The 25,835-nt window shown below is 47.2% G+C and carries 29 protein-coding genes; 26 read left to right on the forward strand and 3 right to left on the reverse strand.

Annotation, left to right across the window (positions count from 1 at the left end):
- Positions 1 to 112: 112 nt before the first annotated feature.
- From MHH57_RS05720 to MHH57_RS05730, 3 genes are all read right to left on the reverse strand, one after another.
- On the reverse strand, positions 113 to 2,014 hold the full coding sequence (locus MHH57_RS05720; protein WP_342434933.1) for a 5'-nucleotidase C-terminal domain-containing protein: 1,902 nt from the start codon (positions 2,012 to 2,014) through the stop codon (positions 113 to 115).
- Between the two features lie 194 nt (positions 2,015 to 2,208).
- Positions 2,209 to 2,634, reverse strand: a complete 426-nt coding sequence (locus tag MHH57_RS05725; RefSeq protein WP_029516155.1) for an ImmA/IrrE family metallo-endopeptidase — start codon at positions 2,632 to 2,634, stop codon at positions 2,209 to 2,211.
- Between the two features lie 11 nt (positions 2,635 to 2,645).
- The gene (locus MHH57_RS05730) at positions 2,646 to 3,119 is read right to left on the reverse strand and encodes a helix-turn-helix domain-containing protein (RefSeq protein ID WP_029516156.1); all 474 of its coding nucleotides are present in this window, start codon (positions 3,117 to 3,119) and stop codon (positions 2,646 to 2,648) included.
- A 299-nt stretch (positions 3,120 to 3,418) separates the two neighbouring features.
- Here MHH57_RS05730 and MHH57_RS05735 point away from each other — a divergent pair, with 299 nt between their 5' ends.
- The 26 genes from MHH57_RS05735 (at position 3,419) to MHH57_RS05860 (ending at position 25,817) form a co-directional block, all read left to right on the forward strand.
- Positions 3,419 to 3,895 carry an ArpU family phage packaging/lysis transcriptional regulator gene (locus MHH57_RS05735; protein WP_342434934.1) on the forward strand — a complete coding sequence of 159 codons (477 nt, stop codon included), beginning with the start codon at positions 3,419 to 3,421 and terminating at the stop codon, positions 3,893 to 3,895.
- A 337-nt stretch (positions 3,896 to 4,232) separates the two neighbouring features.
- Positions 4,233 to 4,367: a hypothetical protein gene (locus MHH57_RS05740; protein WP_256026078.1), complete on the forward strand. Its 135-nt coding sequence runs from the start codon at positions 4,233 to 4,235 to the stop codon at positions 4,365 to 4,367.
- Positions 4,364 to 5,224 carry a hypothetical protein gene (locus MHH57_RS05745; RefSeq protein WP_342434935.1) on the forward strand — a complete coding sequence of 287 codons (861 nt, stop codon included), beginning with the start codon at positions 4,364 to 4,366 and terminating at the stop codon, positions 5,222 to 5,224. Before MHH57_RS05740 ends, MHH57_RS05745 begins: the two co-directional genes overlap by 4 nt.
- A 10-nt stretch (positions 5,225 to 5,234) precedes the next feature.
- Positions 5,235 to 5,453 carry a hypothetical protein gene (locus tag MHH57_RS05750; RefSeq protein ID WP_340884611.1) on the forward strand — a complete coding sequence of 73 codons (219 nt, stop codon included), beginning with the start codon at positions 5,235 to 5,237 and terminating at the stop codon, positions 5,451 to 5,453.
- Positions 5,454 to 5,455: 2 nt separating this feature from the next.
- Positions 5,456 to 6,922 carry a phage tail sheath family protein gene (locus MHH57_RS05755; RefSeq protein ID WP_342434936.1) on the forward strand — a complete coding sequence of 489 codons (1,467 nt, stop codon included), beginning with the start codon at positions 5,456 to 5,458 and terminating at the stop codon, positions 6,920 to 6,922.
- Between the two features lie 122 nt (positions 6,923 to 7,044).
- Complete coding sequence (locus tag MHH57_RS05760) at positions 7,045 to 7,452, forward strand: phage tail tube protein (RefSeq protein WP_069011551.1); 408 nt, start codon at positions 7,045 to 7,047, stop codon at positions 7,450 to 7,452.
- A gap of 76 nt (positions 7,453 to 7,528) precedes the next feature.
- Positions 7,529 to 7,963 carry a hypothetical protein gene (locus MHH57_RS05765; RefSeq protein ID WP_007429164.1) on the forward strand — a complete coding sequence of 145 codons (435 nt, stop codon included), beginning with the start codon at positions 7,529 to 7,531 and terminating at the stop codon, positions 7,961 to 7,963.
- Positions 7,964 to 8,139: 176 nt separating this feature from the next.
- Positions 8,140 to 10,164: a hypothetical protein gene (locus MHH57_RS05770; RefSeq protein ID WP_342434937.1), complete on the forward strand. Its 2,025-nt coding sequence runs from the start codon at positions 8,140 to 8,142 to the stop codon at positions 10,162 to 10,164.
- A 36-nt stretch (positions 10,165 to 10,200) separates the two neighbouring features.
- Positions 10,201 to 10,845 carry a LysM peptidoglycan-binding domain-containing protein gene (locus MHH57_RS05775; RefSeq protein ID WP_342434938.1) on the forward strand — a complete coding sequence of 215 codons (645 nt, stop codon included), beginning with the start codon at positions 10,201 to 10,203 and terminating at the stop codon, positions 10,843 to 10,845.
- A complete protein-coding gene (locus MHH57_RS05780; protein WP_342434939.1) occupies positions 10,842 to 11,822 on the forward strand; it encodes a phage portal protein in 981 nt (326 codons plus the stop codon). The genes MHH57_RS05775 and MHH57_RS05780 overlap by 4 nt, the downstream gene beginning before the upstream one ends.
- Positions 11,815 to 12,222 carry a hypothetical protein gene (locus MHH57_RS05785; RefSeq protein WP_318626992.1) on the forward strand — a complete coding sequence of 136 codons (408 nt, stop codon included), beginning with the start codon at positions 11,815 to 11,817 and terminating at the stop codon, positions 12,220 to 12,222. The genes MHH57_RS05780 and MHH57_RS05785 overlap by 8 nt, the downstream gene beginning before the upstream one ends.
- The gene (locus MHH57_RS05790) at positions 12,215 to 12,679 is read left to right on the forward strand and encodes a DUF2634 domain-containing protein (protein WP_029516165.1); all 465 of its coding nucleotides are present in this window, start codon (positions 12,215 to 12,217) and stop codon (positions 12,677 to 12,679) included. The genes MHH57_RS05785 and MHH57_RS05790 overlap by 8 nt, the downstream gene beginning before the upstream one ends.
- Positions 12,679 to 13,830, forward strand: coding sequence for a baseplate J/gp47 family protein (locus tag MHH57_RS05795; protein WP_342434940.1), 1,152 nt, complete (start codon positions 12,679 to 12,681; stop codon positions 13,828 to 13,830). Before MHH57_RS05790 ends, MHH57_RS05795 begins: the two co-directional genes overlap by 1 nt.
- Positions 13,823 to 14,497: a YmfQ family protein gene (locus MHH57_RS05800; protein ID WP_342434941.1), complete on the forward strand. Its 675-nt coding sequence runs from the start codon at positions 13,823 to 13,825 to the stop codon at positions 14,495 to 14,497. Before MHH57_RS05795 ends, MHH57_RS05800 begins: the two co-directional genes overlap by 8 nt.
- Before the next feature lies 1 nt (position 14,498).
- Entirely contained in the window at positions 14,499 to 17,090 is a 2,592-nt protein-coding gene (locus MHH57_RS05805; RefSeq protein WP_342434942.1) for a hypothetical protein, read from the forward strand.
- A gap of 12 nt (positions 17,091 to 17,102) precedes the next feature.
- A complete protein-coding gene (locus tag MHH57_RS05810) occupies positions 17,103 to 17,714 on the forward strand; it encodes a hypothetical protein (protein WP_342434943.1) in 612 nt (203 codons plus the stop codon).
- 61 nt (positions 17,715 to 17,775) lie between these two features.
- Positions 17,776 to 18,042, forward strand: a complete 267-nt coding sequence (locus MHH57_RS05815; RefSeq protein WP_342434944.1) for a hypothetical protein — start codon at positions 17,776 to 17,778, stop codon at positions 18,040 to 18,042.
- A 41-nt stretch (positions 18,043 to 18,083) separates the two neighbouring features.
- A complete protein-coding gene (locus MHH57_RS05820; protein ID WP_342434945.1) occupies positions 18,084 to 18,215 on the forward strand; it encodes a hypothetical protein in 132 nt (43 codons plus the stop codon).
- Positions 18,205 to 19,035, forward strand: a complete 831-nt coding sequence (locus MHH57_RS05825) for a putative phage tail protein (protein ID WP_342434946.1) — start codon at positions 18,205 to 18,207, stop codon at positions 19,033 to 19,035. The genes MHH57_RS05820 and MHH57_RS05825 overlap by 11 nt, the downstream gene beginning before the upstream one ends.
- 42 nt (positions 19,036 to 19,077) lie before the next feature.
- Positions 19,078 to 19,467, forward strand: a complete 390-nt coding sequence (locus MHH57_RS05830; RefSeq protein ID WP_342434947.1) for a phage tail protein — start codon at positions 19,078 to 19,080, stop codon at positions 19,465 to 19,467.
- A gap of 14 nt (positions 19,468 to 19,481) precedes the next feature.
- Positions 19,482 to 20,183, forward strand: a complete 702-nt coding sequence (locus tag MHH57_RS05835; RefSeq protein ID WP_342434948.1) for a phage tail protein — start codon at positions 19,482 to 19,484, stop codon at positions 20,181 to 20,183.
- 11 nt (positions 20,184 to 20,194) lie between these two features.
- Complete coding sequence (locus MHH57_RS05840; RefSeq protein WP_342434949.1) at positions 20,195 to 20,506, forward strand: hypothetical protein; 312 nt, start codon at positions 20,195 to 20,197, stop codon at positions 20,504 to 20,506.
- 301 nt (positions 20,507 to 20,807) lie between these two features.
- On the forward strand, positions 20,808 to 21,254 hold the full coding sequence (locus MHH57_RS05845; protein ID WP_039269501.1) for a phage holin family protein: 447 nt from the start codon (positions 20,808 to 20,810) through the stop codon (positions 21,252 to 21,254).
- Positions 21,255 to 21,407: 153 nt separating this feature from the next.
- Positions 21,408 to 22,373, forward strand: a complete 966-nt coding sequence (locus tag MHH57_RS05850) for a glycoside hydrolase family 25 protein (protein WP_069011560.1) — start codon at positions 21,408 to 21,410, stop codon at positions 22,371 to 22,373.
- Positions 22,374 to 23,127: 754 nt separating this feature from the next.
- The gene (locus MHH57_RS05855) at positions 23,128 to 24,783 is read left to right on the forward strand and encodes an ABC transporter substrate-binding protein (protein ID WP_069011561.1); all 1,656 of its coding nucleotides are present in this window, start codon (positions 23,128 to 23,130) and stop codon (positions 24,781 to 24,783) included.
- A 29-nt stretch (positions 24,784 to 24,812) separates the two neighbouring features.
- Complete coding sequence (locus MHH57_RS05860; protein WP_029516174.1) at positions 24,813 to 25,817, forward strand: ABC transporter permease; 1,005 nt, start codon at positions 24,813 to 24,815, stop codon at positions 25,815 to 25,817.
- Positions 25,818 to 25,835: the final 18 nt, after the last annotated feature.

The raw sequence follows: 25,835 nt of genomic DNA on the forward strand, positions 1-25,835 counted from the left end.
TTTTAAAAAAATATGCGATGTCCAAATGAGCTTGGACTATCGCATATCTATAAACGCCTGACCTACGGCAGCATCCGGAACCACTAGGATGCTGCCTTTGCTAGCTATCGAATTAGGCCGGGAGATCTAACTTTTGTCCGGGATAAATACGGTGAGGATTCTTCAACTTATTCAACTGTTGAAGCTGTTGCCAGGTGGTACCATGTTTGCGGGAAATGTCATACAGCGTATCCCCGGATTTCACAACATATACATGGCTATTTGTAACTTGTGCAGAATCGGATGTCTGCTGTGGCTTGGCTGTTTGAGACTTTGCCGGTGCAGGTTTTGCGGGCGCTGGTTTCGCAGCCGGTGTAGAGACGGATTGCGGCTTTTCCTGCACAGGTGCGGGTGTTGCGGTTGAAGCAGATGGCGCAGCTTGTGTGGCAGGGACAGACATTTTACCGTCAGCCTTGGCTTCTTGAATGCGACCGTCTGCTTGTACTTGCAGGCTAGCGGAGCCCACCTTTTGCATGTAGCGGATTAACGCCTCATCAAGCGAGCCGAACATACCTGCCTGTGGATATTTAGCGAACATCGTATATTGGTCACCACCTACGGCAGTAAAATCATTGGTGGCCAGTGTATATGTTGCCTCAGGATCAAGTGTCTTTCCGCCGATCAGAATGGAATGAACACGGCTGCCTTTGGCTGCTGATGTGTCTATTTTGAACGAGATACCTGATACCTGCGGGAAACCTCCGCTTGGCTCTGGATAGGAGGCTGTACCATTTTCCAGTGCGGCCTGAATGTCAGAGCCTTTCACCTTCAAGGTAACGATCTGGTTGCCGAAAGGTAGCACAGTGATGACGTCTCCCTTGGTTACTGTCCCTGTCTTGATGGAAGCCCGGATGCCGCCACCGTTCGTTAAAGCCACATCTGCTCCCGAAACGTCACGCATAGCATCGGTGAGTAGGTCACCGAGATTGGTTTCACTTGCACGTACCTTTTCGCGTGCTCCTTCCAGATCCACACTTGTTTGCGTTACAACCTCTTTTAGAATAGGTTCCTGGTCCTTTTGAATGGAGGCGATCAATGCAGCAATTTCAGCGTTGGGCTGAACGTCCACTGCTTGAGTCGAATCAATCAGCTTGGCTTGCTTTTGCGTAACCTTACCGCCGTCGACCCATAAGTCCACAACACCCAGATACTTGGTGTATTCACCTGCGCTAGCGATCAATGTACCATTGTCACTAACCAAGCCTTTTTCCAGTACAGTATGGCTGTGTCCATCGATGAAAATATCAATGCCAGGCACTTCCTTAACAACTTTGAGGCTGGTGTCCTTACTAGACACATCCTGCCCCAGGTGACCAAGAACAACAACGACATCTACTTTGCTGCGGATTTCATCAACAGCCGCTTTGGCCTCAGCCGCAGGATCGGTGAATTGAATACCCTCCACATTTTTGGGATTCGTCTTATATGCTGTTTCTGGCGTAGTCAGACCGATAATACCGATTTTAACGCCGTCCACTTCTTTAATAACATAGGGTTTGAACAAACGTGTTCCGTCTGTTTGTTTAATATTGGCGCTGAGCACAGGGAACTGAATTTCCTTACTTAGCTCGACAAGATGCTTCCAACCATAATTAAACTCGTGGTTACCCGGAACCATAGCATCATAGCGCAGCTTGTTAATCACTTTCACAATGCTCTCACCTTTAACCAAAGTAGCGAAGGTCGTTCCATGAACGGTATCCCCGTCATCTAGCAGCAGTGTATTGGGATTAGAAGCCCGGTACTGATCAATGATACCCGCCAGCTTGGCGAATCCCATTTCCTTGTCATTCGCGACCACGTGGGCATGGGTATCGTTCGTATGTAGGATGGTGATGTGTTTACCGCTGACTGGAGTCGTTGCCGTTCCCGCTGTTCCCACATGGGTTGCTGGGTCTGCTGCTGCTGTACCGAGACACCCAAGTAAAAGCGCGGCAGTCGTCAGGATCGACGAGAGTTTTTTCCATGAGTTCATGTTGTTCCTTCAACCTCCCATAAAATGAATGAATTAGAGAAACCGCTTACGACCACATTTTATCAGATGATTGTAAAAATAACTTCTATTTTATATCAAAGCACTAAAATTTTTTGATATATCGGTTGTTAAACCCATCGTCTAGTTACCTATATTATAGAGGAAGTAATAAACAGTAACCTACGGGTGGGGAACTAGCGTTCTGTTTTGTGATCAAAAAAAAGGGCAGTCTCTTTGGGCAGCCCGATCCGGGGTAAATAGTGATCCAACGTTTCGTCAGCTAGTGGCGGTTTTCCTTCACTCAACAAAAGCACGGCAAACCGATTGGCCTGCTGTTCAAATTTTCCTGGGGAAAAGTAGGAGTGCTCCTCCATAAAAAAGCGGCTAATGCCTTTATGCAGTCGGTCATGTCCCAATTCATGCGCACAGACGAACCGTTCCCATTCGGGTGTGAGGCCATTGTGGATAACGATAAATCTTCTACGCAACTTGTGGTAATACAGCCCTTTGGTTGTGGGGCCTAGATCGCAGTATCGGATATGGATACCCAGAGCTTTCGCAATATCAAAGGGACAGTTGGTACGGTATTTTCGGACAAGTTTGTGAATAAGCTCGTTCATACGATCACCTGCTATCCCTGATCTTTGCCCGTTCGGGGCTCTTTGGGCTTTTTATGTTTGTTCATCTGCTTGGCTTCCCAGAACAGACCTGTCAGCACGTCCTTGATCCGTTGACGATCTTTTTCATCCAGCGGAATACCATCGAACATTAATTCGTCGTCTTCCTCCAGCATTTTTTTAAAATCCCGGCGGTCTTTGGAGGTTGCCCATTCTGGCACAGTAGAACGATAAAGTTCATGTTGATTTTGCTCCATTGAATCATCGTCTCCCCAATATCCGGCGGCCTTCATCATTTCGGTATAGGATACGCTAAGCGCATCCGCTATTTTGCGGAGAGTGGAAGGTTTGGGGATTCCGCGCAGTCCATTTTCAATGCGGGAAATTTGTGAATTGCTAATACCTGCGGCGTCTGCCAATTGGTTGATGCTCAAGTGTTTGTGCTCGCGCTGCTGTTTTAAGTAAGTTCCGAATGCTGGCTGTTCCACAATGGGGGCTCCTTTCTGCAAGAGAATCATAGATATTGCTTTTATTATACCATTAGGTAAATAGTAAAAGCACGTAATATGCCAAAAGGCATAGGAAAATAAAGCGAATATCCTGTTTTTGGAGCTATACTGCTTTTTTTGAGGATGGATACCTATCCTAAATAATGTTATGTTATACTCAAGATACGAACAAAAGGGGAACACAATGTAAACATGAGCGTTTTCTATTTGAGGATTTTGCAAAATCTTCATTTAAAAATACATCATTGTCAAAAGGCATATAAGGAGTGTTGCTTTACATGAGAAATAACTTACCCGAATTGGACCGTCGCAAAACGCAGAATGCATTGGAGGGTGTGTTTGAGAAATACCGAATTTATAAAACGATTACCTTTATGGATCGGGAGAGCTTTATTACGGCTGGCTATACGGATCGCCCGAGCGGCCCAACAAATGTGACAAGCGATCCAACGGCCCGGACAGCCGTATATAATGTAGATGCTCCTGCCGCCCGCTTGGCCTACTGCGAAATGGTGGATGCCGTAGTGAGCCGCTTGAATGAACGCGAACAGCTGCTTATCCGTGAACGTTATTTAAAGGATGACGATGTGTTCGATTACAAGGTTTACAATTATGTGTTAGACCCGCCAGTCAGCAAGGATACGTATACGAAGCTTCGCACGCGTGCTTTTTACAAAATGGCGCTTGCACTGGCGGACCAAGGCGTTTTAAATTTGGCAGGCTTGCAGAAGGGCGCGGATCGAAAATCGGGGTGATGTAATAATTATCCATTTGTTCTCGTTTATAATTTAATATCATTTCCTAAAGGCTTTGATTTCCTGTAATAACAGGGATCAAGGCCTTTTTTATAATAGGAACACACGTTCTCTAAAAACCTCCCGACATCATCCCTAGTCTCTGCTTTTATCGTCCATTTCCCCGGCAACGCATTCGTTATTAGGGTGTAAGATTATATCATCGGGAATCAAGACAAGAGGACATACAGAAGACACACACAGTCAAACGTTAGCCGGCCATTAGGGCCGGTTTTTTCATGCGGTGATCGTCTCTGTCGGTTCCCGGGAATTCGTTGAATAGAAAGGAGGAGTCGTGTTGCCTAAGCAAGGGATGCTGCAATGCATGAGTATGGAGCTGCGCCGGATGAGAACACGGAAGTGGAAAAAAGCCTGGCTGAATAGCCACAACATGCGAACGCAGGGTACGCAAAGGTGGCATGCCGCAGAATGAGACAAGCCTTTAAGCAAAAGCTTATTGAAATTATTCCAGCGCTGCAAGGGCGTGTATACGATGTTCAGCCACCGTCGCAGACGGCAGAGGAGCCGTATGCTGTTATGGCGCTGGGCGAGGAAATCTGGAAGTCTTCCTGGGCCGGCTATCGGCAGGTTGTCCGCATCATGCTGTACGCAGGACAAGCCGGACTGGCGCAGGCTGACGTATGGGCGAATGCCCTGATTGCCGGGCTGCACCGGGAACCAGTGACAGGTGCAGGTGAGGACACATCGGCTTTTACCGCGCACTATTTGGGCGTGCGGGATGCAGAAAAGCTGGACACTGTTACGGGCAAGGCCTATAGAACGCTGCGTTTTGGCGTGTATGTGCCTGAGTCGGAAGGTGGTTCACCCGCTCCAGCAAACGGTGCTACACAGCCGGAAGAGTGGCTGGCCGCGCTGGTCCGCTGGACGCAGAAGCAACTGGGTGAAACGTGGTCGGTATACGCCGACGCATGGCCCGCACAGCCGGGGCGGCAAGCGGTACTGTGGCGGATGAGCGGCTGCGAAACTAGGATGGCGGGAGCCTCCATGTATGAGCTGCGCAAACGGTTCATCGGGCATATTACCGCCCCGGACACCACTGAAGAAAACCGCGCAGCTTCCGCACTGATCGAGGGCTTTGCCGCTCAAATCCAGCTTCCTCTGGATCAGGACAAAGGCCGTTATATGTCTACAGCTGAAGCTTCAGCCGATTTGCAGGCGGATGCCATTTTAGATGGTCAGCTTCGGCTGATGCTAGTACAGCGGCGTATGCGCCCAGTTGAGGAAGCGGCGTTGATTCGCAGAGTGGAAATTCATCCTATTTTGAAATGAGGTGGTCCGAGTGACCTTGGAAGACCATGAGAAGGCCCCGGTATATGCCGGGCAGGAAGCAAGTGGCCCTCGCTATACGCTGGAGGAGCTAAAGGAGCACGCAGAACAATTGTTTTCCGTGAAAGAAGAAGTGCTGGCAGGCGCCTTTTTTGGCACACAGGACAAGCTGTTTACGGTAGCAGAAGCACACACTAAAATCGAACAATTTATGAAAGCGAAGGTGGACTAATTATGGCAGGCGGAACATGGGAAAACACGAATAAACCGGTATTGCCGGGTTTGTATATGAATTTTCAGGCAGCAGTAGCTTCAGCAATTCAAGGTGGGTCGCGTGGTACGGTCGTTGTGCCCGTTAAGGCGAATTGGGGCCCTGTACGTGAGTTTGTAGAGATCGGCAGTGAAACGGCAATCAGCCAAATCTTTTCGGGTGACAGTCTGGACGGTGCGACCGCGTATTCGACGCTGTATCTGGCTTTGCTGGGCGGTCCGAAAAAGCTCTTAGCCTACCGTTTGGCAGATGATACAGCTGCTGAAGCATCTGTGACGCTGAAAAGCGGCGGTGCGACCCCGGCGGATGTGCTGCGTCTGAAGGCTTTGTACACAGGTAGCCGCGGTAATGGTTTTGCTGTAACTGTACAGCCAACTTTGGGTGATGAGCAAGCTCGTGAGGTGCGCCTCTATGAAGGAACCAAGCTGCTCGGCACGTACAAAGGCAGTGACGGTACGGCTGCCTCTATCGCCAAGGCGATGAACGAGAACAGCGAAAATGTATGGGTGAAGGCCGAAGTTGTCGGCGACGGCGGCATTCCGGTGGATGTCAGCGGCGTACACCTCACTGGCGGCAACAGCGGCAATAGCAAGCTGGTTAATGCCGATTACATCGCGATGCAGGAGGCACTTGAAGGGCAGGAATTTAATGTCTTGGCTCTGGATTATGCAGCCGATCTGGCATTGCTGCAAAGCTTCGCTGCCTGGATCAAGCGTGTCCGGGGCGAAGGTAAAGGCGTAATCGCTGTATTCGGCGGTTCTGCGGCAGATGATGTGTCCAAAACGGCTGTTAGCTTGGCCTCTGCACGTTCCCTGGCGCTGAACCATGAAGGCATCGTGAACGTCGGTACAGGCGTACGTCTGGCAGGTACGGACTACAGTTCTGCCCAAACGGCTGCTTATGTAGCCGGACTGATTGCAGGCCAACGTCTGAATCAATCGGCGACTTATGCGGTTACGCCTTTTGAGGATGTAACCCGCCGCTGGACACGCTCTGAGCAGGAGCAGGCTGTTCGTAATGGTGTCTTCCTGCTGTTCTTCGACGGCCGTCAGGTCAAAGCGCTGCGCGGGATCAACAGCTTGGTGAATCCATCTGCCGGGCAAAACAACGCATGGAAGAAAATTCGTTCCATCCGTGTCATGGACGCTATTAACGCTGACTTGCAGCGTGCAGCTGAAGAGACTTACATTGGCAAAATCAACAATACGGTGGAAGGCCGTCTGGCACTTATCGGTGCAATCAAAGAATACCTGGCACAGCTGTCGCTGAGCAATGTCATCGAAGCAGATGGCTACGATGTCATTCTCGACCCGGCTTACTACGGCGATGCGCCAGTCATCAAACCGGAGCCGGATCAAGTGTTCCTGCAATGGAACGTGAAGCTCACCGACGTGATGGAGCAGTTGTTCGGCACATTTTACGTGCAATAAATAAGCATTTTACGTGTATAAGCATTTCGCAGGCAATCGGCAGAAATGAAGTAGCTTGTTAACAACGAGGATTTTATGAAATCCCGAACTATATTATGGATTATTTTGAGGAGGAAAAAGAAATGTTGGATGCTTCAAGAGTTATTTTAGGTACGTTTGGTCAGGCGCATGTGGACGGGGTGTGGCAGACGAATATCAATAAGCTGGAAGCCAGCGTGGAGATGGAAAAACGCGAGCTGAATCTCGTGGGCAACGAATGGAAGGTGCACAAGCGCGGTATCAAAAAAGGAACGGGAACGATGAGTGGCTACAAGGTCACATCCGATATGATTCGTCGCGGTTTTAACCGTTTTGAGATTATTACTAAATTGGATGATCCAGAAGCCTTCGGACATGAAAGTATTCGTCTTATTCGTTGCACTCCTGACAAAATCCAACTGGCCAACTGGACAGCAGGTGAAGAGGTACAGGAAGAAACGACCTTTACCTTTGAAGGCTATGAGCTGCTGGACCCGATTGTAGCGAACTAAATTGAAAAACGGGGGATGGAATGCTGTCAGGCGTTCCGTTCCCTAAATACAAATAAACAATAAGGGAGAATGACTTATGAGTTTGAATGAGAATATGACAGAAGAACAAATTTTGGACAGCCTGTTTGAAGCCGCTGAAAAACTACCGGAAGAAACGGTTCGTATCAAGCGCCTCGATATGAAAATTGTGCTGCATGGCCTGACCTCCAGTAAAGTGGACAGCATTCGTGAACGTTGCACGATTCGCCGAACCGTGAAGGGGGCTGTAGATGAAAAAGTAGATACTGAAACGTTCAACGCCTTGTTGATCTCAGAAGCTACCGGAAAGCTGGAAGTGAAGGGCTTGTCCCTTAACGGTTGGGGCGATCCTCGGATTACAAGCCGCTTGAAGCTGTCCGGTGGCGAACAGTCCGTCCGCCGTATGCTGCTGGCGGGTGAATTGGATGCAGTAGGAGATAAGGTGCTGGAGCTGTCCGGTTTTGGCGTTGAGATTGCCGACTTAAAAAACTAATCGGCTCCGGGGGAATGACGACGATGCTGTACCACTTGTGGGTCCGGCACCACCTCCGCCCCGGAGACTTTTGGCGGCTTCCCCGCGGTGAGCGCATGCTGCTGCTGGCGTTTGCCGAACAGGAAATGGATAGCATAGCAGCTTCAAAAGCATAAACAAGGAGGTGAACATGATAGATGGCAGAAGCATTAAATTACCGCATGAACCTTGTGATTGATCCTAAAAACGTCATTAAGGCGAACAGAGAATTGCGCGCAATGGAACGTTATTTTGAGCGGATTCAAGGACGTGTGTTGAAAATCGGCCGCACTCGCATGGCCCCGGAAATTGTGCTGAACGATATGGCTTCTAAAGGCTTGGATAATTTGTTGAACAAGATTAACCGAGTCAAATCTCAGATTATTAATGCCTCGGGCAGTGTGAATTTGAAGGTAAGCAGTAGCAGTAGTGTGTCCATCGACGGCATTAGTGGTCTTATAACAGCGTTGGAGAACAACACGAAGGCAGTTAGAGGCAACACTGGTTCAAACATACTAAATAGTACAAAACCTAAAGCAGAAGAGGAAAGTAAACTTCCTGCTTGGGCTGAGGCACTGCAAAAGTATAATGAACCTGCTAAGGTTGTTCAGGAAGTGTACAAAGGGGTTACAGGTGAAGATTTAAGTCTTCAAACGTTTAAAAAGATGCCCGCCGCTTTTATGGAAACCAGACAAACGTGGAAGGAAGGCGGAGCAAAAGGAGTACTTAAAAAATTCTTTTTTCCAGATAAGAAAGAAGATGCTGCAGAAGGAAATGCTGAAGGCGCTTCAGGCAATAAAGACCTTTCGGAGATTAAAGAATTAATTCAGAAATTAATTCAAGTTACCTCAGATAAATCTACTGGCGGGTTTGGCGGTGGCGGCGCAAGTAGCCCGGGAAGAAGGAACAAACGTTCAGGGGGTAGAAGATCTGGTAATAGAGGCGGTAGTCGTCGGTCTTCGAGTAGTCAAAGAGATTTTAATTCAAGAGCCGGAGAGATAGCAAGAATTAATATTAGAGATCGGAACTCGATACAAGGAAACAGAAGCGGACGACAAAACGCTGGAGGTTCAGCAGAATCCAATCCTCGGATTAACCCTGCCCGAAGGGTTCCAAGCCCAAGAAATCATCCGAGAAATCCTGGTAATCGCCGCTCTTCCAAGTCGGGTGGTATTCTTAGCTTTGCAGGCGACTTGCTAACGGGTGGAACAGATATAGATGCTTCTTCTGTCCTAGATATGGTGAGCGATAGCGGATTAGTTGAAAAAGTGAGTAAGGGCCTGGGCGTAAGCAAAAAGTTCATTAGTGGGCCTTTGGGGGTTCTGGCAGATGCAGCAAGCATAGCTACAGCAGCTCCGGGCAAGGAACGCGCACAAGCGATTGGTTCCACCGTAGGTGGGGCGGTTGGGAGTACGGTAGGCGGAGCAATTGGAACATTTTTGCTTCCAGGTGTCGGCACTGCTGTTGGCTCATATGTGGGCGGTTTAGCAGGTGACTTTTTAGGGGGCAAAGTGGGCGGTTGGATTTCAGACCATGGCTCTGAAATAAAGGAAAAGGCATCCAAAGTAACCGGATGGCTTTCTGAGAAGAGCGAAGCCTTTGGTGATAGCATCTCTAACTTCTTCTCTTTTGGTAAAAAAGATGAACCTAAGAAAGCCCCAGCGAAGCCGCCTGAAGTACCTAAACCTGCTATACCACCTCAACCTGCTGTAGCTGTGGCTACCAAACCGTTAACACCTATGCCACCATTTCCGGGGTTACCACCCGGCTCTCAAGTGATGTATGGACCTCAGCAACCAGGTGCAAAAGGTGTCCCTAATCCTTATGGACCGATGGCTATAGCTAACCAGGGAGTCAATCCCAACCCACTACTGAATACTGCGGCTCATGCGAATAATGGAGCCAAAGCTAAAGGCAAAGGTAATGGTAATGGTAATGGTAATCCGACACCTCAAGTAGTACAGATCAGTCCTGAACAAATGGGAACACTGTCTGGCTTTTTGAAGGATTTTAAAACGGAAACCACCAACCAATTCAATCTTCCTGCGGGGGCTGTACAGGTCACTGTACATGAGAACAAGCTGGATGTGGATGGGCTTATTATGCAAATTGGCTACCGTCTCAAAGCTGAAATTCTGCGTGCAACGCAGAACACCAAGCCTGTAGGCGCTGTAGCTAAGTAATACGGTAGATGGGAGTAATGGGGAGGGAGGAAAGAGATGGAATTTAGTTTGACGGATGGTAAAGGAAAAAAGTTTCAGTTTCCGGTAAATCCTGAGGAAGTGACGATCTCACGGCAAAAAGGGTTTGATACAACGACGATTTTATCCTATGGGGAGTTTGACTTCCCGCAAGGGGAGAAGGTGAAGGAAATTTCCTTCTCTTCTTTTTTTCCGAAAGAATACAATCCAGCGTATTGCACATACAAAGATATTCCTGATCCGCAGGAGGCCATGAACACGTTGAATGGCTTTTTGTTATCTAAGAACCCGCTACGTTTTATTATTACGGAGACAGCCTTGAATGTGCCAGTAATTGTGGCATCTCATAATTCGATCTTTCGCGGCGGCGAGTATGGAGATGTGAATTTTGATCTGTCACTGCGGACCTGGAGTGATATGAAAGTTGCCAAAAAAGCTGGTGGCACAGGAAGTAAGGCGGCTACGGTTAACAAAAAGCCCCGCACAGATATGAAAGAAAAGAAAAAAATATATACGGTTAAGTCCGGGGATTCCTTGTCCAAAATTGCCAAGCTCGAATTGGGGGATAGCTCGCAATGGAGTCGTATTTATCAGCTTAACAAAAAGGTTATTGGGCAAAATCCGAATGCAATTAAACCGGGGCAAAAGCTGGTGTTGTCATGAGCTATAAAGTCATTTTACAGGATAAATATGATTTGTCGCCGCTTGTGGAGAACATTAATTTGAGGGACTCGCTGGAACAAATCGCCTATCAGGGAACCGTCAATCTAGTCGTTACGTCGGATATGCCCGCTATTTCCCCTGGGATGTCCATTCGGGTTAGCGGGATTCCTTATGGTAAAAAAGATTATGTTCCCTTGTTGTCCCCTGCCGTGATTTGGGAAGTGGAAACCTCTAACAACGGGCTCAAACGTATGACGCTGACGTTGTATGACCGTACAGTGTATTTGGACAAGTCAGAGGATGAATATTTACTCCCTGCCAAGCAGACGGCTACTCAGCGTTTTCAGAAGTATGCTAGGGACTGGAAGTTGAAAATCGCTTCATTGCCAGATACGAAAAAAACGCTGGGACGCGCCGTATACCGCACACAGTCCATCTATTCTATGATGCTGGGAGATCTGCGCGAAACGGCAAAGGCGGGGGGAAAGCTGTATCATCCGCGGATGATTTCTTCCGGGTTGGAGCTGTACGAGCTAGGAACGAACAAAGACGTGTATGTTTTGGAGAGAGTGACTGATACGACACAGTCCCGCACGCTGGAAGGTGCAGCTACGAGGGTGAAAGTGCTGGCTACGACGGCGGCTAGTGAAACAGGTAATGAGGTTCCTTCCAAGGTGATGGCGCTTGAGGAAAAGGACATTGCCAAATATGGGACACTTCAGGTGATCGTGCAGGATGACGAGGTCAAGTCCGGTGCAGCAGCCCGTGAGCTGGCTAAAAGTAAGCTGAGAGGCATACAGCAAACGATATCGGTAAATGCACCAGATATGAACACGATTCGAGCAGGAGACGCAGTGATGCTAGGTTCCATAAAGCTACTGGTCATTTCAGTGAGCAGGGAATTGGGCAACCCCGGCAGTATGTCGCTGGAGCTCGGAACGTATGACGATGTAAAAAGGAGGTTTTACCTTGAATAAGGACCCCTACGGGCATTTGGCTACTGCGCTGCAATCTTCATTTCATAAGCACACCAAGCAAGCGCTGAGTGGAGTGGGCGCGGTACTAGGCACGATCACCTCCACGGGACTCAAGCTGGACGATTTTAAACATGAGCTTCAGGATTATCTGGTCGCCGAGCTACCGGGGCAGCTATCTATACCACGTCATATGTATAAAGGCACCTCAACCGCAGTGGAACCGGAAAATTGGGAAGGCAAAGAGCTGAAAACTTCCTTTTATATCGGGGAAGACGAGCTGGAGGATGTGAATCTCAGTTTGAACGAAGGACTCAAGCCCGGAGATCGTGTACTTGCGGTTCGGGTGAATAGCGGCAATGATGTGGTGGTCGTGTGCAAGGTGGTGAGTGGACGTGGCTAATTTATTTCCTGAAACAGATGATGTGATCTGGACAGACACGGATATGACCGACCCGGATGTACTGGAGGATAACCGCGCAGTATTTGGGCGAAGCTGGCGGTTTGATTTTGAAGCCGGTGAGTTTGTTATGAGCCCTAGTCGTAAAATCGTGACTACAGGGGAGAAGGAAGCGTGGGTACAGTGGTGTGAAAAAGCGATTCGCACTCCTCGCTACCGGCATGTGATCTATTCACCTGACTATGGGAGTGAGCTGGAGGAGCTCATTGGCAGCAGCTATGGGCACGGTGTGCAGGAAAGTGAAATTAAACGCATGGTCACAGAGGTGCTACTAGCAGATGCACGTACGGCTAGTGTGGATCAGTTCACGTTTCGCTGGGAAGGCGAGGCGTGCCATTTTAGCTGCCAGATTACGAACGTGCGGGATGAAACGGAAATTGTGGAAAGTGTGGTGATCTAATGGCAGACTTGCCGGAATATTTGGTAGACCAGACGGAAGAGGAAATTTTAAATCGAATGCTGGAAAAAGTGCCTTCGGATATTGATAAGTCCGAGGGCTCTTTTATTTGGGATGCGCAGGCGCCGGTGGCATTCATGCTCTCGGAAGCGGCGATCTGGGCGCAGGAGCTGCTGCGTCGGGGCTTTGCCAGCACAGCAGCCAGCGACAACCCGGATTTTCGTTCGCCGGAGCTGGATTTGCGGACAGCAGAGCATGGGGTGACACGGCGAGAAGCGGTTGCGGCCTCAGGTATGGTTACGTTCACGGGCACAGCGGGAACGACTGTCCCGGCGGGGACCTTGGTGGCGACCCCGGCAGATGATGTATCCGGGGAAGCTTCTATTGAGTATGCGACCACGGCTTCGGTCACGCTGGATGAACAAGGTGCCGGGGAAGCGGCTATTCGGGCGGTCAACCCCGGGCGCAGCGGTAATGTACCTGCGGGCGTCATCCAGGTGATGGCCACTCCGATTAGCGGGGTTGCCTCTGTGATCAATACGGAGCAAACCAAAAGCGGTACAGACGTTGAGAGCGACCAGCTGTTGCTGGAGCGTTTTTATGCCAAGGTGCGGAACCAGGGCACAAGCGGCAACAAGGCGCAGTATACCCAGTGGGCGAATGAGATTGCTGGAGTGGGTGGCGTGGAAGTAGTTCCGCTCTGGAAGGGGCCGGGAACAGTGGGGTTATATGTGCTGGATACGGACAAACGAGCAGCCAGCCCAGATATCGTGGCTGCGGTGCAGAAGTATATTGATCCGACTCAGGATGGGCAAGGGGAAGGGCTGGCGCCAGCGGGTCCTGTAGTGACGATCATGCCAGCGGCAGAAGTGGAGATTAACATCTCAGTCAAGGTACAGCGTACCGAAGAGAAGCCGTCCACGCTGGATGAAATCAAAAAGCTGATCGAGAGCGGTGTGCGGACGTATTTGAAGCAGCTTGCCTTTTACAAGGAAGACCCGTTGGTACGGTATACCCGGATTTCTGCTGTTTTGCTCGACATTCCGATTATTATTGATTTCTCTGAACTGAAAATCAATGGACAGAGCAATCAGAATATTGAGATTGGCTCAGGCCAGGTGGCAGTGCTGGGGACGGTGAGCGTCAGTGAGTAACAATGGAACGAACAGTTTTGACGATTTATTGAATAACCCAGACCAGGGAAAACATGCAAACCGTAGTGGCACTTTGGTTAATCGGGTAACGATAGCAGGAGATACAGTAGGCCAAATGAGCAGCGAGCGGGGACGTGAGCTGCTTTCCTATTTGCCTTCCTATTACGAAACCTCACGCGTGATGCGTTCCGATATGGATGCTAAAGGAAGCGAATTGGACGCCTTGTATCTTGCAATGGATGCAACGGTGGGACAGTTTTTCGTGCGTACCGCCACATGGGGGTTGGAACGCTGGGAAAGGGAGCTGGGAATTGAAACCGATCTGGCGAAGCCATTGGACCAACGGCGTGCGGTGGTGGAGTCGAAGCTGCGAGGGGCAGGAACTTTTTCCGGTCGGCTTGTCAAAAATGTAGCAGAGGCGTATGACGGAGGTACGGTAGATGTTATTTTTCATCCTGCCGAATGGGGATTTACGGTCAAATTTATAGATACCATCGGGATTCCACCCAACGTGGATGATCTTAAAGCAGCCATCGAGGAGATCAAGCCCGCTCACATGGCGGTGGAGTACAAATTACGCTACCTGACCATTGCTGAAGTTGAGTCTATGACCCTCTATGAAAATGAACATACAACACAGGATAGATATTTAGGAGGTGGCGCATAGCATGGCAAGCGAAAAAACACCAAATCTTGGCTTAAATCAAATTGACCGCACATCGCCCAAAACCACGTATTTTGATCTGGAGAAGTATTTGGACCAGAACTGGCGCGCTGTAGACGATTTCGCAGGTGATGTGAATGAGGGTGTAAATGGGATCAAGAAGCGTCTGGATACGACAGAGCGTAAGACGGTAACTTTGGAACCTGGGGTGCAAATTGTTCATGCGGAAAAGGCCGCGCCATTTTCGCTGACGGGGCTGAGCGGGCGTACGTTGGTGAATTTGTTGGGAAGATGGGGGAATTTGAGTAGCTTAAGGTGGGTAACACCGTATCAAGCCGATATAGCGCTAGATACTTTGAATAAAGGGACAATGCCTAATTCGTTAAAAGTAACGATCAAGCCTGGATATACCGCTGGAGTGGGGTTTTATAGTAATTTTAAATTTTTAGCTGGAAAATATTATGTTGCAATTGTAAAAGCGAAAGTAGGTAACGCTACAGATGCAGGAATCTCGGCTCCGAATGCTCTGGTAGAATCGAAAGTTATAGTTACGGATAAAACTAAATTTGCTACGGCTTGGTTTAGGCTGGCTCCTACCAGCGATATTATTACTAACATAGATTTGGTAACACAGGGTACTGTAGGACAGTATTCTAATTTTGAGGCTGCGCGTATCTATGAGATTTCTGCAGCAGAATATACAGCATTAGCAATGATGACTGACGATCAAATTGACAACAAATATCCTTATGTGGATAGTGTAATGCCTGTACGTAATCCATATGCAATTCGGTACGGGGAGAATTTGGCCCCATACTCTTTTTATTCTTGGGACGCTACGGTCGGAACACCTCTTATTAAAGATGATCGAAATGTTGTTGTTTCTTCTTCGAATATAATGATAGCTTCCATCTACCCATTAGTTCCGGGTCAGGCTTACACGGTTTCCGCTCAGTCGAGTGGAGCAACGGGTAGAATACATGTAAATATGCAAAACGAGACTGCTGTTATCGGTAATGTAACAGGTAGCGGGATTATATCTTATACATTCACAGTTCCGGCAGGTACTAAAGGTGTAGTGATCCGCTTGCTGGGCACATCCACTGCCGAAGTAACGATTTCTGATTTTATGCTCAACATCGGTAGTATTGCCAAACCGTTCAAGCAGCATGAAGACTCCATGCTGGCACTGCAAACAGACCTGTACGCCGATCCAGTTACAGGGGCTAATGCTGATACAGTGTTTGAACGTAATGGGCAATATTATAAAAGCAAACGTTGGCACAGTATGACGCTTGACGGCTCGCTACCCTGGGGTTACTTCGATTCAGCCGCAGGCTACAAAGTTGTTCGGATACCTGCCACTAATGGAATGGTTGACAGTGAGAGGATAACAAAGTGGAACGGTAAGTTGGTTCAGCATGTTTTCCCGTTAAGCGGGCCGGATCAATCCCACCTTAGTCCAGAATCTGGTGTTGTGGGTCTGTCTATTTCTAGTACAGACAGTGGATGGGGAGACAACTACACACCTACAACAGACGAAATAAAGGCGTATTTCATGGGTTGGAAGATGTATTTGGCTGGTCAAGGAGACGTTAGTAAGCCGTTTAACAATGAGGCAGTAGGGAAGGCGTGGTATCCGCTTGATTCTATCTACGATTCGAACGGGGCCGCAGCAACGCTGTACGTAACTACTTTGCCGACAACAGCGATAACATCCTTGTCGTATGTAAGATATGGAAATTGGTCGGCATACCAACTGGTATACAAACTCGCAACGTCTACAGCAGAGCCTATCATATCCGAAGGGCAACTAACGTTCATTGAGGGAGACAATCAGGTTGAAGTAGGTACGGGAATTGTGTTGCGCGAGCCTGCCGACGTATTTATGGAGACAGGAACTATGTTCGGCAACAGAATGAACATAAATAACGCCAGCTTTAGCGCGCGCTTGCTCAGGAACAGGTCTATACAACCGTTGACGGTATACAAAGATGGGGTCTTAGACACAAGATGGACTAAGGGAGTCGGATGGATCACGAGTGCAGGTACGTTATCGCAACTTTTAAATGCATCGGATAGCGACAGAGTATCGGCTTACAGTGTCACGTACTTTATGGTTGGTCTCTCACCCGTTGTGCCGTTCACAGGAATCTACGCAGCCAACGAAAAGACACTGCTGTTGGATTTGATAGACTGCGTGCAACAAGCAAATTTGCGCCTGTCTGTGGTGGAGAACAAAAAGGCGGACAAGGATAGCCCTTCCTGGATTACACCCACGTTGCTTAATGGCGTTACAGCAGAAATATCCTCAGTGGATATGTGGCCTCAGTACCTTAAAATGTCAGATAATCTTATTAAGATGCACGGGGCAATAAAGGTACCGACTTCTAATGCAACCGTCACATGTTTTAGGTTGCCGGAAGGATACAGGCCAAAAATACTAACGGTATTAACCTGCGCAGCATCTGATTCGGTGTCCGCTGACAAAACTGCCGTAATTGCAATATCCTCTGACGGACGTGTTGAAGTAGTAGGCAGAGGGGGCTATGGTTGGATACGTTTAGATGCCGTTCAATTTATAGCAGAAGTTTAAGGAGGATAATATATGAAAGCAGTACCTAAAGTAAATACAGACGGCCTCTACCTGGAGGACAAGCTAGTGGACGATGCCTTTTCGGGTGTCGTCCCTTTTTATGCTCCATCTTCACTCACGCTATCTGATACAGACCAACAGCAAGACATCTATGTACTTACTGCCGATAAATCGAGTGCTATTGATGAAGCGAATACAAAAACCAGTCTTGCTGGCTATACGGTTAGTATTCCAGTTCCACCGGGCTTATATCATCCTCTTTTTGATATTCAAGGCTGGTTGACCTATGAAGCAGAATATAACGAAATTCTGATTGAGGCCCAAAAGAAGTACGAGAAAATTAGTAAGGAATCTCAGGCGGCATTTCAGAAACTGCATGATGAATGGCGAAACATGCCCGAAAACGAACGTGGAGAAGAACCTATATATTCTGCTCCCACTTTTATGGCTCCAGAACGAAGAGATCCACCGACGTTTTGGAGTGAAGGATTAAGTGCCGAGGCGATTAAGGAACTGACCCAAAAAGCAGAGCAACAGCCAAGTGAGACAGATCAATTGAAGCAGCGTATTGCAGATCTCGAAGTAACGCTGACCCAGCTCATGCTTGGTAACACAGGAAAATAACCATGTACTGACTCCTGTTTAGCCGCAAAATTCTTATTTAAAAAGAGGTGAGGTCATAACTATGACTGCTTTAACAGAGACTCAATTGCGTATTTGTGCTTATGCTTGTGTTACCCGCTATGACCAGGGAGAAGGTAATATAGCAGCTATCATTGGAAGCTACGCTTTAGATGAAAAACAACGTAAACAAGTGAAGGAAATGATTTTATCCCATCGTTCTGATCTGGTATTGGATAACGTAGAGGATCCGTCATCTATGAAGGTTTCCAGTGCACAGCGAGAACCGATTAAATGGTATAGCTCTATTTTTCGTAAAAAAACGGTATAGAACAGAGAGCAAAAATGCCTGTACTCAAAGGAGGAGCGAGCATGTATGAAAGAATGGATCTGATTATAATGGGTTTCTCCAAGCTGAAAATGAACAGACAAAGCAATCCTTTTATAACGATTCAATTCGGCCAGGGGGTAGAACTGGGGATGGTGAGTATGGATGGATATTGACGAAAAAAAAGAATCTGTTATCCAAGATGTAACGGATGATTTTAGTAATCGAATGTTCAGTTCGCGGGGAACGGAGCTATTTTCCTATCTTCCTACCTATTACGAAGCATCCCGTGTAATGCACGTGGATATGGATGCAAAGGGTAGTGAACTAGATGCTCTATATCTCGCGCTGGATGATACGTTAGCCCAGTTTTTTGTTCGCACTGCCACTTGGGGGCTTGAACGCTGGGAAATGGAGTTGGGTATCCCGATCCATTTGGAAAAGCCGCTGGAACAGAGACGATCTGTTGTGGAGTCAAAACTTCGCGGAAGCGGCAAATTTTCAGGGGATTTAATACGGAAAATCATGAGCTCATTTGGTGTCGATGGGGAAGTGGATTTTTATCCGACTGAGTATAAGTTTGGTATAAGCTTTGAAAATAGAATCCCTGAAAATATGGTTGATTTTAAAAAGATCATCGAGGATATTAAGCCTGCTCATCTTGCCTTTTATATGAATAACAAAACTAGGCTTGCATTTCTTCATGAGAATGAAATGGTTTCTCGTATTCGACTACGTTCGAGAGTTCGCTTTTTGGGTGGGAAGCCATGGTATTTAGATGGTGTCGAGTTACTAAACGGAATAGCTTCTTTGTCCGGTTGGACAGAGGTACCTATGCGCTATTTGAACCGTACAAAACTAGTCATCATGCATCGAATCGATCATCATCAGGAAGGCAGAATGAAAATTCGAGACCATTATTGGAAGTTGGATGGAAGTATGAAGCTGGACGGTAGTCAGATGTTAAGCTCAACCGAGAAAGTCATTTCAATCTAAACCAATAAAACTTTTATTTTTAAGATAGAAAGGATGGTAAGTATGGCAGAACAAGTTTTGACAGTCACGACTGCATATGCAAGGGAACAAATGGCACGTGCCCGCGCTGAGGGAGGAACGCTGACAAAAGTAGTAAAAATGGCGTTTGGTAGCGGAGGTGTGGATCAAGCAGAGAAGCCACTGCCTTTGGATGGAACAGAACAGGTGTTGAAAAAGGAGCTGGCTCAAAAGGATATTACGAGCTTTGAATTTATTGCTCCTGCAACAATTCGTTATACCTGCTCACTAGCAGAGAATGAATTGGCGGGTGAGACGATTAATGAGCTGGCTTTGGTAGATTCAGCGGGGAAGCTGACGGCTATCCGTACAATGAGCAATAAGATCAAGGATAGTGATATGGAATTTGTTTTTGAAATTGATGACATCTATTAAGGAGGATATAAAGTATGAGCATACAACAACCACGCAGATTTGTTACTACCGACCAAGGACATGCGGATGTCCTGAATGGACCGATTGATACCCTTTATGCTAACGATCAGGAATTGGCCGCACAGGTTGAAAATATCAAAAAGGACCCGGCTGGGAACGGTGTTTCTTCTAAGGAAGCGTTAGACAACCATGCCAGTAATACAGATCTCCACGTTACGGCAGCCAAACAAGCGGCATGGAGTGCGGCTGAGGGAAATGCCAAAAAGTATACAGAGCAATATGCAGCACCAAAGCAGCATAGTCACCCGGCATCAGATTTGCCTTCTGCATCAACACAGGCTAGGGGAATCGTGCAGCTTAATACCTCTACCGGCAGCACAGCTACAGATCAGGCGGCTACGCCTAGTGCGGTGAAGGCAATGGGCGATGAATTAAGACAACTTATTAACAGTGTAAAGGAGACTGGTTCTGTGAAAAGTGTACAAAGGTTAGTTGTATTTTTAGAAGCAGGTGTTAAAGAACTTGTTGTCAATATTAACCCAGTTAACTCAAGTAAAACCATGCTGTCTCATTTAGGTGCACAAGGTTACTCAACTGATGATGGATTACTTGCCATGTTAAGTTTGATTAGCTCTAATCAAGTTAAGGTTACTCTTACGAATATTTATGATAATGCTAGTCATAATGTTAGTTTCGAAGTGATTGAATTTAATTAGGAGGCTTGATCATGTTATATGCTTATGCGGATTTAAATAATCGCATTTATGCTGTTTTAGAAGCTACAGCCAGCCCAGATCATGAACATACAATACTTGTTTCTTCACGGGATGTTTTAGGAAAAAAATACAATCCAGAAACTCATGGATTTGAAGATATACCAGTACTAAGGGGTCCAGGAAAATTATCAGAACTGGATCAATTGAAGGCACAAATCGAGGAAGTTCAGACCCAAAATACTGCACTGATGCAAGCGGATTTGGACAATAAAAAATCTATAGTAAAACTGATGCAGATGATTATGGGCAAAAGTGATAATTAAGATATAAGTATACGAGCAATTGAAATCCTTTAGAGTCACTGGTACTTATGCAAAGGAGGTAAGTCAAGTGGATGAAAATATAAAAAACCTTTTGTAACTGTATTCTTTCATCTTGCTCAATCTGGTCGTCGTTCAATAGAAGATATACCAGTAATGCTCCAAGACATGGTTAAGACGAATTTAGATTTAGCCAAAACTGAACAAATATAACCAACGCGCCTACACAGAGCGTGTTTTTAAATGCCCTTGGATCAGTCCAAGGGCATTCACTTTACACCTAGGTTCAAAAGGGGGAACAAATATGCATGAAAAGATCGATCAGATTTGGCTGGGGCTTTCCACGGGGACCTTGATCGGTTATTTTTTCGGGGGGTGGACCACAATGTTGACGTTGCTGTGGTGGATGGTCGTGATCGACTTTTTCACCGGATGGGCAGCGGCCTGGATTAATGGGGAGCTAAAAAGCCGCCAGGGGTATTACGGTATTTTTCGCAAGGTTACCGTGTTTTTGCTCATTACGGTAGCTCACCTAATCGACGGTATTCTCGGGGATGCACATTACTTCCGGGATGCCGTCGTTTTCTTTTATTTAGCGAACGAGCTGTTGTCCATTATTGAAAATGTGGGCAGAATGGGAGTGCCGATGCCGGATATTTTACGGAATGCGGTAGCTATTTTTGAGTCCAAGTCAAGTGGAGAAAAAATAAAGTCAACCGACCCTTCCGACAAAGAGAATAAAGTTTCATAAAGTGCCACCAGTGACCACCACCCAAATAGGCTGACTACCTTTTTGCCCTTTTTTCGGTGTAAAAGTGGAAAAGCCCAGACCGTATGGATGGTCCAAGCATATATAACAGAGACAGAGTGCTACAACATTATAATGACAGGGAGGGAGCGCCTTATGCAAAGTCGTAGCCCTAATGCTACCGAAGGCATTGACGTGTCCCGATATCAGGGAACGATTGATTGGAAGCGTGTACGAGCCGATGGTAAATCGTTTGCCTTTATTAAAGCGAGTCAAGGACAGCGTTACGTCGATCCGACATTTATCACGAATGCAAAAGGGATCAAGGCAGCCGGGCTCTTACTGGGAGCGTACCATTTTGTAGATGCGACCGATGTAAATGCAGCAAAAGCAGAAGCCAGGCATTTCGCCGAGGTGTTGGAGCAGGTGGGTGGGGCGAAAGCGCTGGACTTGCCAGCGGTGATGGATTACGAAAATAATCCGGGAGGGCTTAGCTCGGCCACGATTCATGAGGTTGCGTTGGCATTTGTAACGGAATTTGAACGGGTAAGCGGCTGTAAGCCGATGGTATACACAGGGAATGCTTTTGCTGCCCATTTCAAAGCGCCATTGGGCAGTTATAAGCTGTGGATTGCACGTTATAGTACACGGGTGCCCGGCGACACCACAGCATGGAAGAACTGGGACTTTTGGCAATACAGCGATAGTGGACGGGTTGATGGAATTCAAGGGCCGGTTGACCTGAATGTATACGCCGGAACAGAGGCCGAGCTACGCCAAGCATTTGCAGGAGAAGAGGGGGATGAGTCAATGACAGCAGAGGAAAAAGCGGCATTTAAGGCCCTGCAGCAGCAGGTCGCCGCTCTTGAAAACAGCAAAGATGTGCTCAAGCAGACGTTGAATGAACAAAGCGCTTATATTAAAAAAGTGGATCAGCGGGTAGCTGAGCTGGAGGCGCATCAGACTATGCCTGTACCGACCTGGGCGAAGGAAGCAATGGCTGCCGCTGTTGCATTTCATCCAGCAAGCCCGATTGTGGATGCGAAACTGCCAAGCAGTTACGATTTTTATCGCTTACTGGTCGTACTGAACCGTCTGGGTGTGTTTAAAACGACCAAATGATCTTTTATAAATTTTATGCGAAAAAGGGATTATTTTCATGAAAACTAATCCATACGCCTGAAACGTAAATAGACAGGCGGTTCAAAGGCAACCGCCTGCACTTATTGTAAAGTGATGTTCTTCATGATTTCTACATAAGCTGAACTAGAACGTTTTAAAAGTGTGAATCATTGGGTGGAAATGCAGCATGTCTACCAGCCAAATCAAGCGGTAAAAGCTCTTGTATGTTTGTTTATTTCAGAACATACCTGGGAATTAGGATATTAAGGATGTAGGTTTGGTGCTGAATACATTTTTGAGGTAAGATCATGCTCCTGCTTGGAGGTTAAAGACCCCCAGCAGGAATATATGTTTGGTATGATCGTGTAAGTTGGTTTGTAATATTAATTGACATGATGTATAAAAACATATCGTAATGTATGAAAAACCCCCTTGTCGTCTTCCAGATTTTATAGTAAAGTATCCAATAATCAACTTTGTTTGAGCATAATATTCACTGTTTGTGAGTATATGTCACACTTTCACCACGACCTGACATACTCCTCTTTCTCTTTATCACATCACATTTATTTATTACCCTACAGCATCTCTTACACCACTAGATTATGAACACTTCTGTCCTACTACACCTATTTGATGAACTCGGAACCTGGGATTACAGCTTGAGGACAAGCTTGTCATGTCAATTCAAGAATTGACATTCATCCGGTATCAACGAATTAACAATATATAAGGTGTGAAAGGGGTTTGCTGCATGAGCAAAAAGTATGCAAAACACAAAATCTGGACCGTTCTGCTGGTGCTTGCGCTAGGAGCTGTTTTGGCGCTTTCCGGTTGTGGGGGATCAGGTGAAGGAGCAAAGCCAGAGGCAGGGAAAACACCAAGCGGAGCAGGAGAGGGCGTGCAGGACACGCTTATTTATGGACGCGGCGGAGATTCCGTGGCGCTAGATCCTGCCATTGTGACTGAAAGCGAGTCGCTAAAAATTGGAATGCAAGTGTTCGACACACTGCTGGAATATAAGGAAAACACAACGGAGATCCAACCGGGACTTGCAGAGAGCTGGGAAGTATCACCGGATGGACTGGTCTATACGTTCAAGCTGCGCCAGGGTGTAAAATTCCATGATGGAAGTGACTTTAACGCTGAAGCGGTTGTGTTTAACTTTGACCGCTGGGCTGATCCAAAAAGTCCATACAAATTTGAAGGTGACTCGTTTGACTATTATGATTCTATGTTCGGTCCTGAAGGAAGTAGGGTGATTAAGGAGATTAAAGCGGTAGATGCGAACAGTGTCCAGTTTACACTAAACAAGCCGCAGGCGCCGTTTTTACAAAATATCGCTATGCCATCCTTTAGTATTGCAAGTCCCAAGGCAATTCAGGAGAAAAAGGCTGATTTCAAGAGTAATCCGGTCGGCACGGGGCCTTTTGTATTTAAGGAATGGAAACGGAACGATACCATCACGCTGGAGAAGAATCCAAACTATTGGAAAGAGGGCCAGCCGAAGTTGGCAAAGATCATTGTTCGTTCCATACCCGACAATACCGCGCGATTTAATGCTCTGCAAAATGGAGAAATTGACCTGATGGAGGATTTGAATCCGGATGATGCAAAGCAGCTAGACGGTAATAGCGAATTGGTGAAAATTGAACGTCCCTCCTTTAATGTGGCGTACATTGGATTTAATTTAAAGAAAAAAACATTCAATAATCCCAAGGTGCGCCAGGCGCTGAATCACGCAGTGAACAAACAGGCCATTATTGATGCATTGTTTGCAGGGCAGGCTAAGCCTGCGGTCAATCCGATGCCACCTACGTTATGGGGGTACAACGATAGTATTCAGGACTACGCCTATGATCTGGATAAGGCTAAATCTTTACTGGCGGAAGCAGGCTTTCCTAACGGGCTTCCCGAGCCGTTAACCTTCTATGCAATGCCCGTATCTCGTCCTTATATGCCTGACGGCAAAAAGGTGGCCGAGGCCATTCAAGCCGATTTTGAAAAAATAGGCGTCAAAGTCAACATCCAATCTCCAGAATGGGCTACGTATCTGGATGATCTTAAAGCAGGAGAGAAGGATGATCTGTACATGCTGGGATGGAACGGGGACAATGGTGACCCGGATAATTTCCTTTATACATTGCTGGACAAGGATACGATTCCAGGCAATAACCGTAGTTTTTATGTGAATGAGGAACTCCATAAAGTATTGGTGAAGGCGCAGGTTGAGGTCGATCAGGACAAGCGTGGGGAACTGTATAAACAAGCACAAGTGATTATTAAACAGGATGCACCGTGGATTCCCTTGGTTCACAGCACACCGTTGATGGCAGGTAAAGCGAACCTCAAGGGTTTTGTACCTTCTCCGGCAGGTATGGAAGCGTACGGAAATATTTATTTTGAATAGCCCAAACGCAAGCAGGCGGTGAATAGGATATGAACTCATATATTGTAAAAAGACTGGCCATATTGATTCCTGTATTACTAGGCATGACGCTTATCGTATTTTCGATTATTCATGCTATTCCGGGTGATCCGGCGGAAACCATACTAGGAGATAAAGCTACGGAACAGTCCAAGCAGGCGCTACGTGAGCAATTGGGACTGGATAAGCCGTGGTTTCAGCAATATGGAACCTATTTGAGTGAACTGGCACATGGAGACTTGGGTGATTCCATTCGCACCAGACAGCCGATTGCCCGGGAAATGCTTCCTTATCTGGCGGCTACGCTGGAGTTGACAGTAGCGAGCATGTTTTTTGCCATAGTAGTTGGAATGAACGCTGGCATCGTGAGTGCCTGGAAGCGAAATTCCTGGTTTGACTATGTCAGCATGGTCATTGCACTGGTCGGAGTATCGATGCCGATTTTTTGGCTGGGCTTGATGGAGCAATGGATTTTTGCAAATAAGCTGCATTGGCTTCCTTCCATCGGACGCATGAATTCCCGTGATCCGGTGGAAGCTGTGACACATTTAGCCGTGATTGATGCGTTCATAGGTGGACGTATGGATCAGGTGTGGACCGTTATCAAGCATTTGATCCTACCCAGTATCGCACTGGGAACGATTCCAATGGCGGTCATTGCGCGCATTACCCGTTCCAGTATGCTGGAGGTTATGGATGCGGACTATATCCGTACGGCTCGGGCGAAGGGGCTGGCATCTTTTCAAGTCGTGTACAAACATGCGCTTAAAAATGCTGCGATCCCTGTGCTTACTGTCATCGGTCTTCAGACGGGATCACTACTGGGAGGCGCGGTACTGACAGAAACCATTTTTGCCTGGCCCGGCATCGGGCGGTACATTTTTGAAGCGATCAGCTCGCGTGACTATCCGGTTATTCAAAGCGGAATTCTGATCATAGCGTTTCTGTTCGTCATCATTAATCTGATTGTCGATTTGCTGTACGCGGTTCTCGATCGGCGTATCCGTTATCAGTAATCAAGTCGCCAATTGTTC

This window comes from Paenibacillus sp. FSL H7-0442, from assembly GCF_038593105.1.
Classification (GTDB): domain Bacteria; phylum Bacillota; class Bacilli; order Paenibacillales; family Paenibacillaceae; genus Paenibacillus; species Paenibacillus polymyxa_D.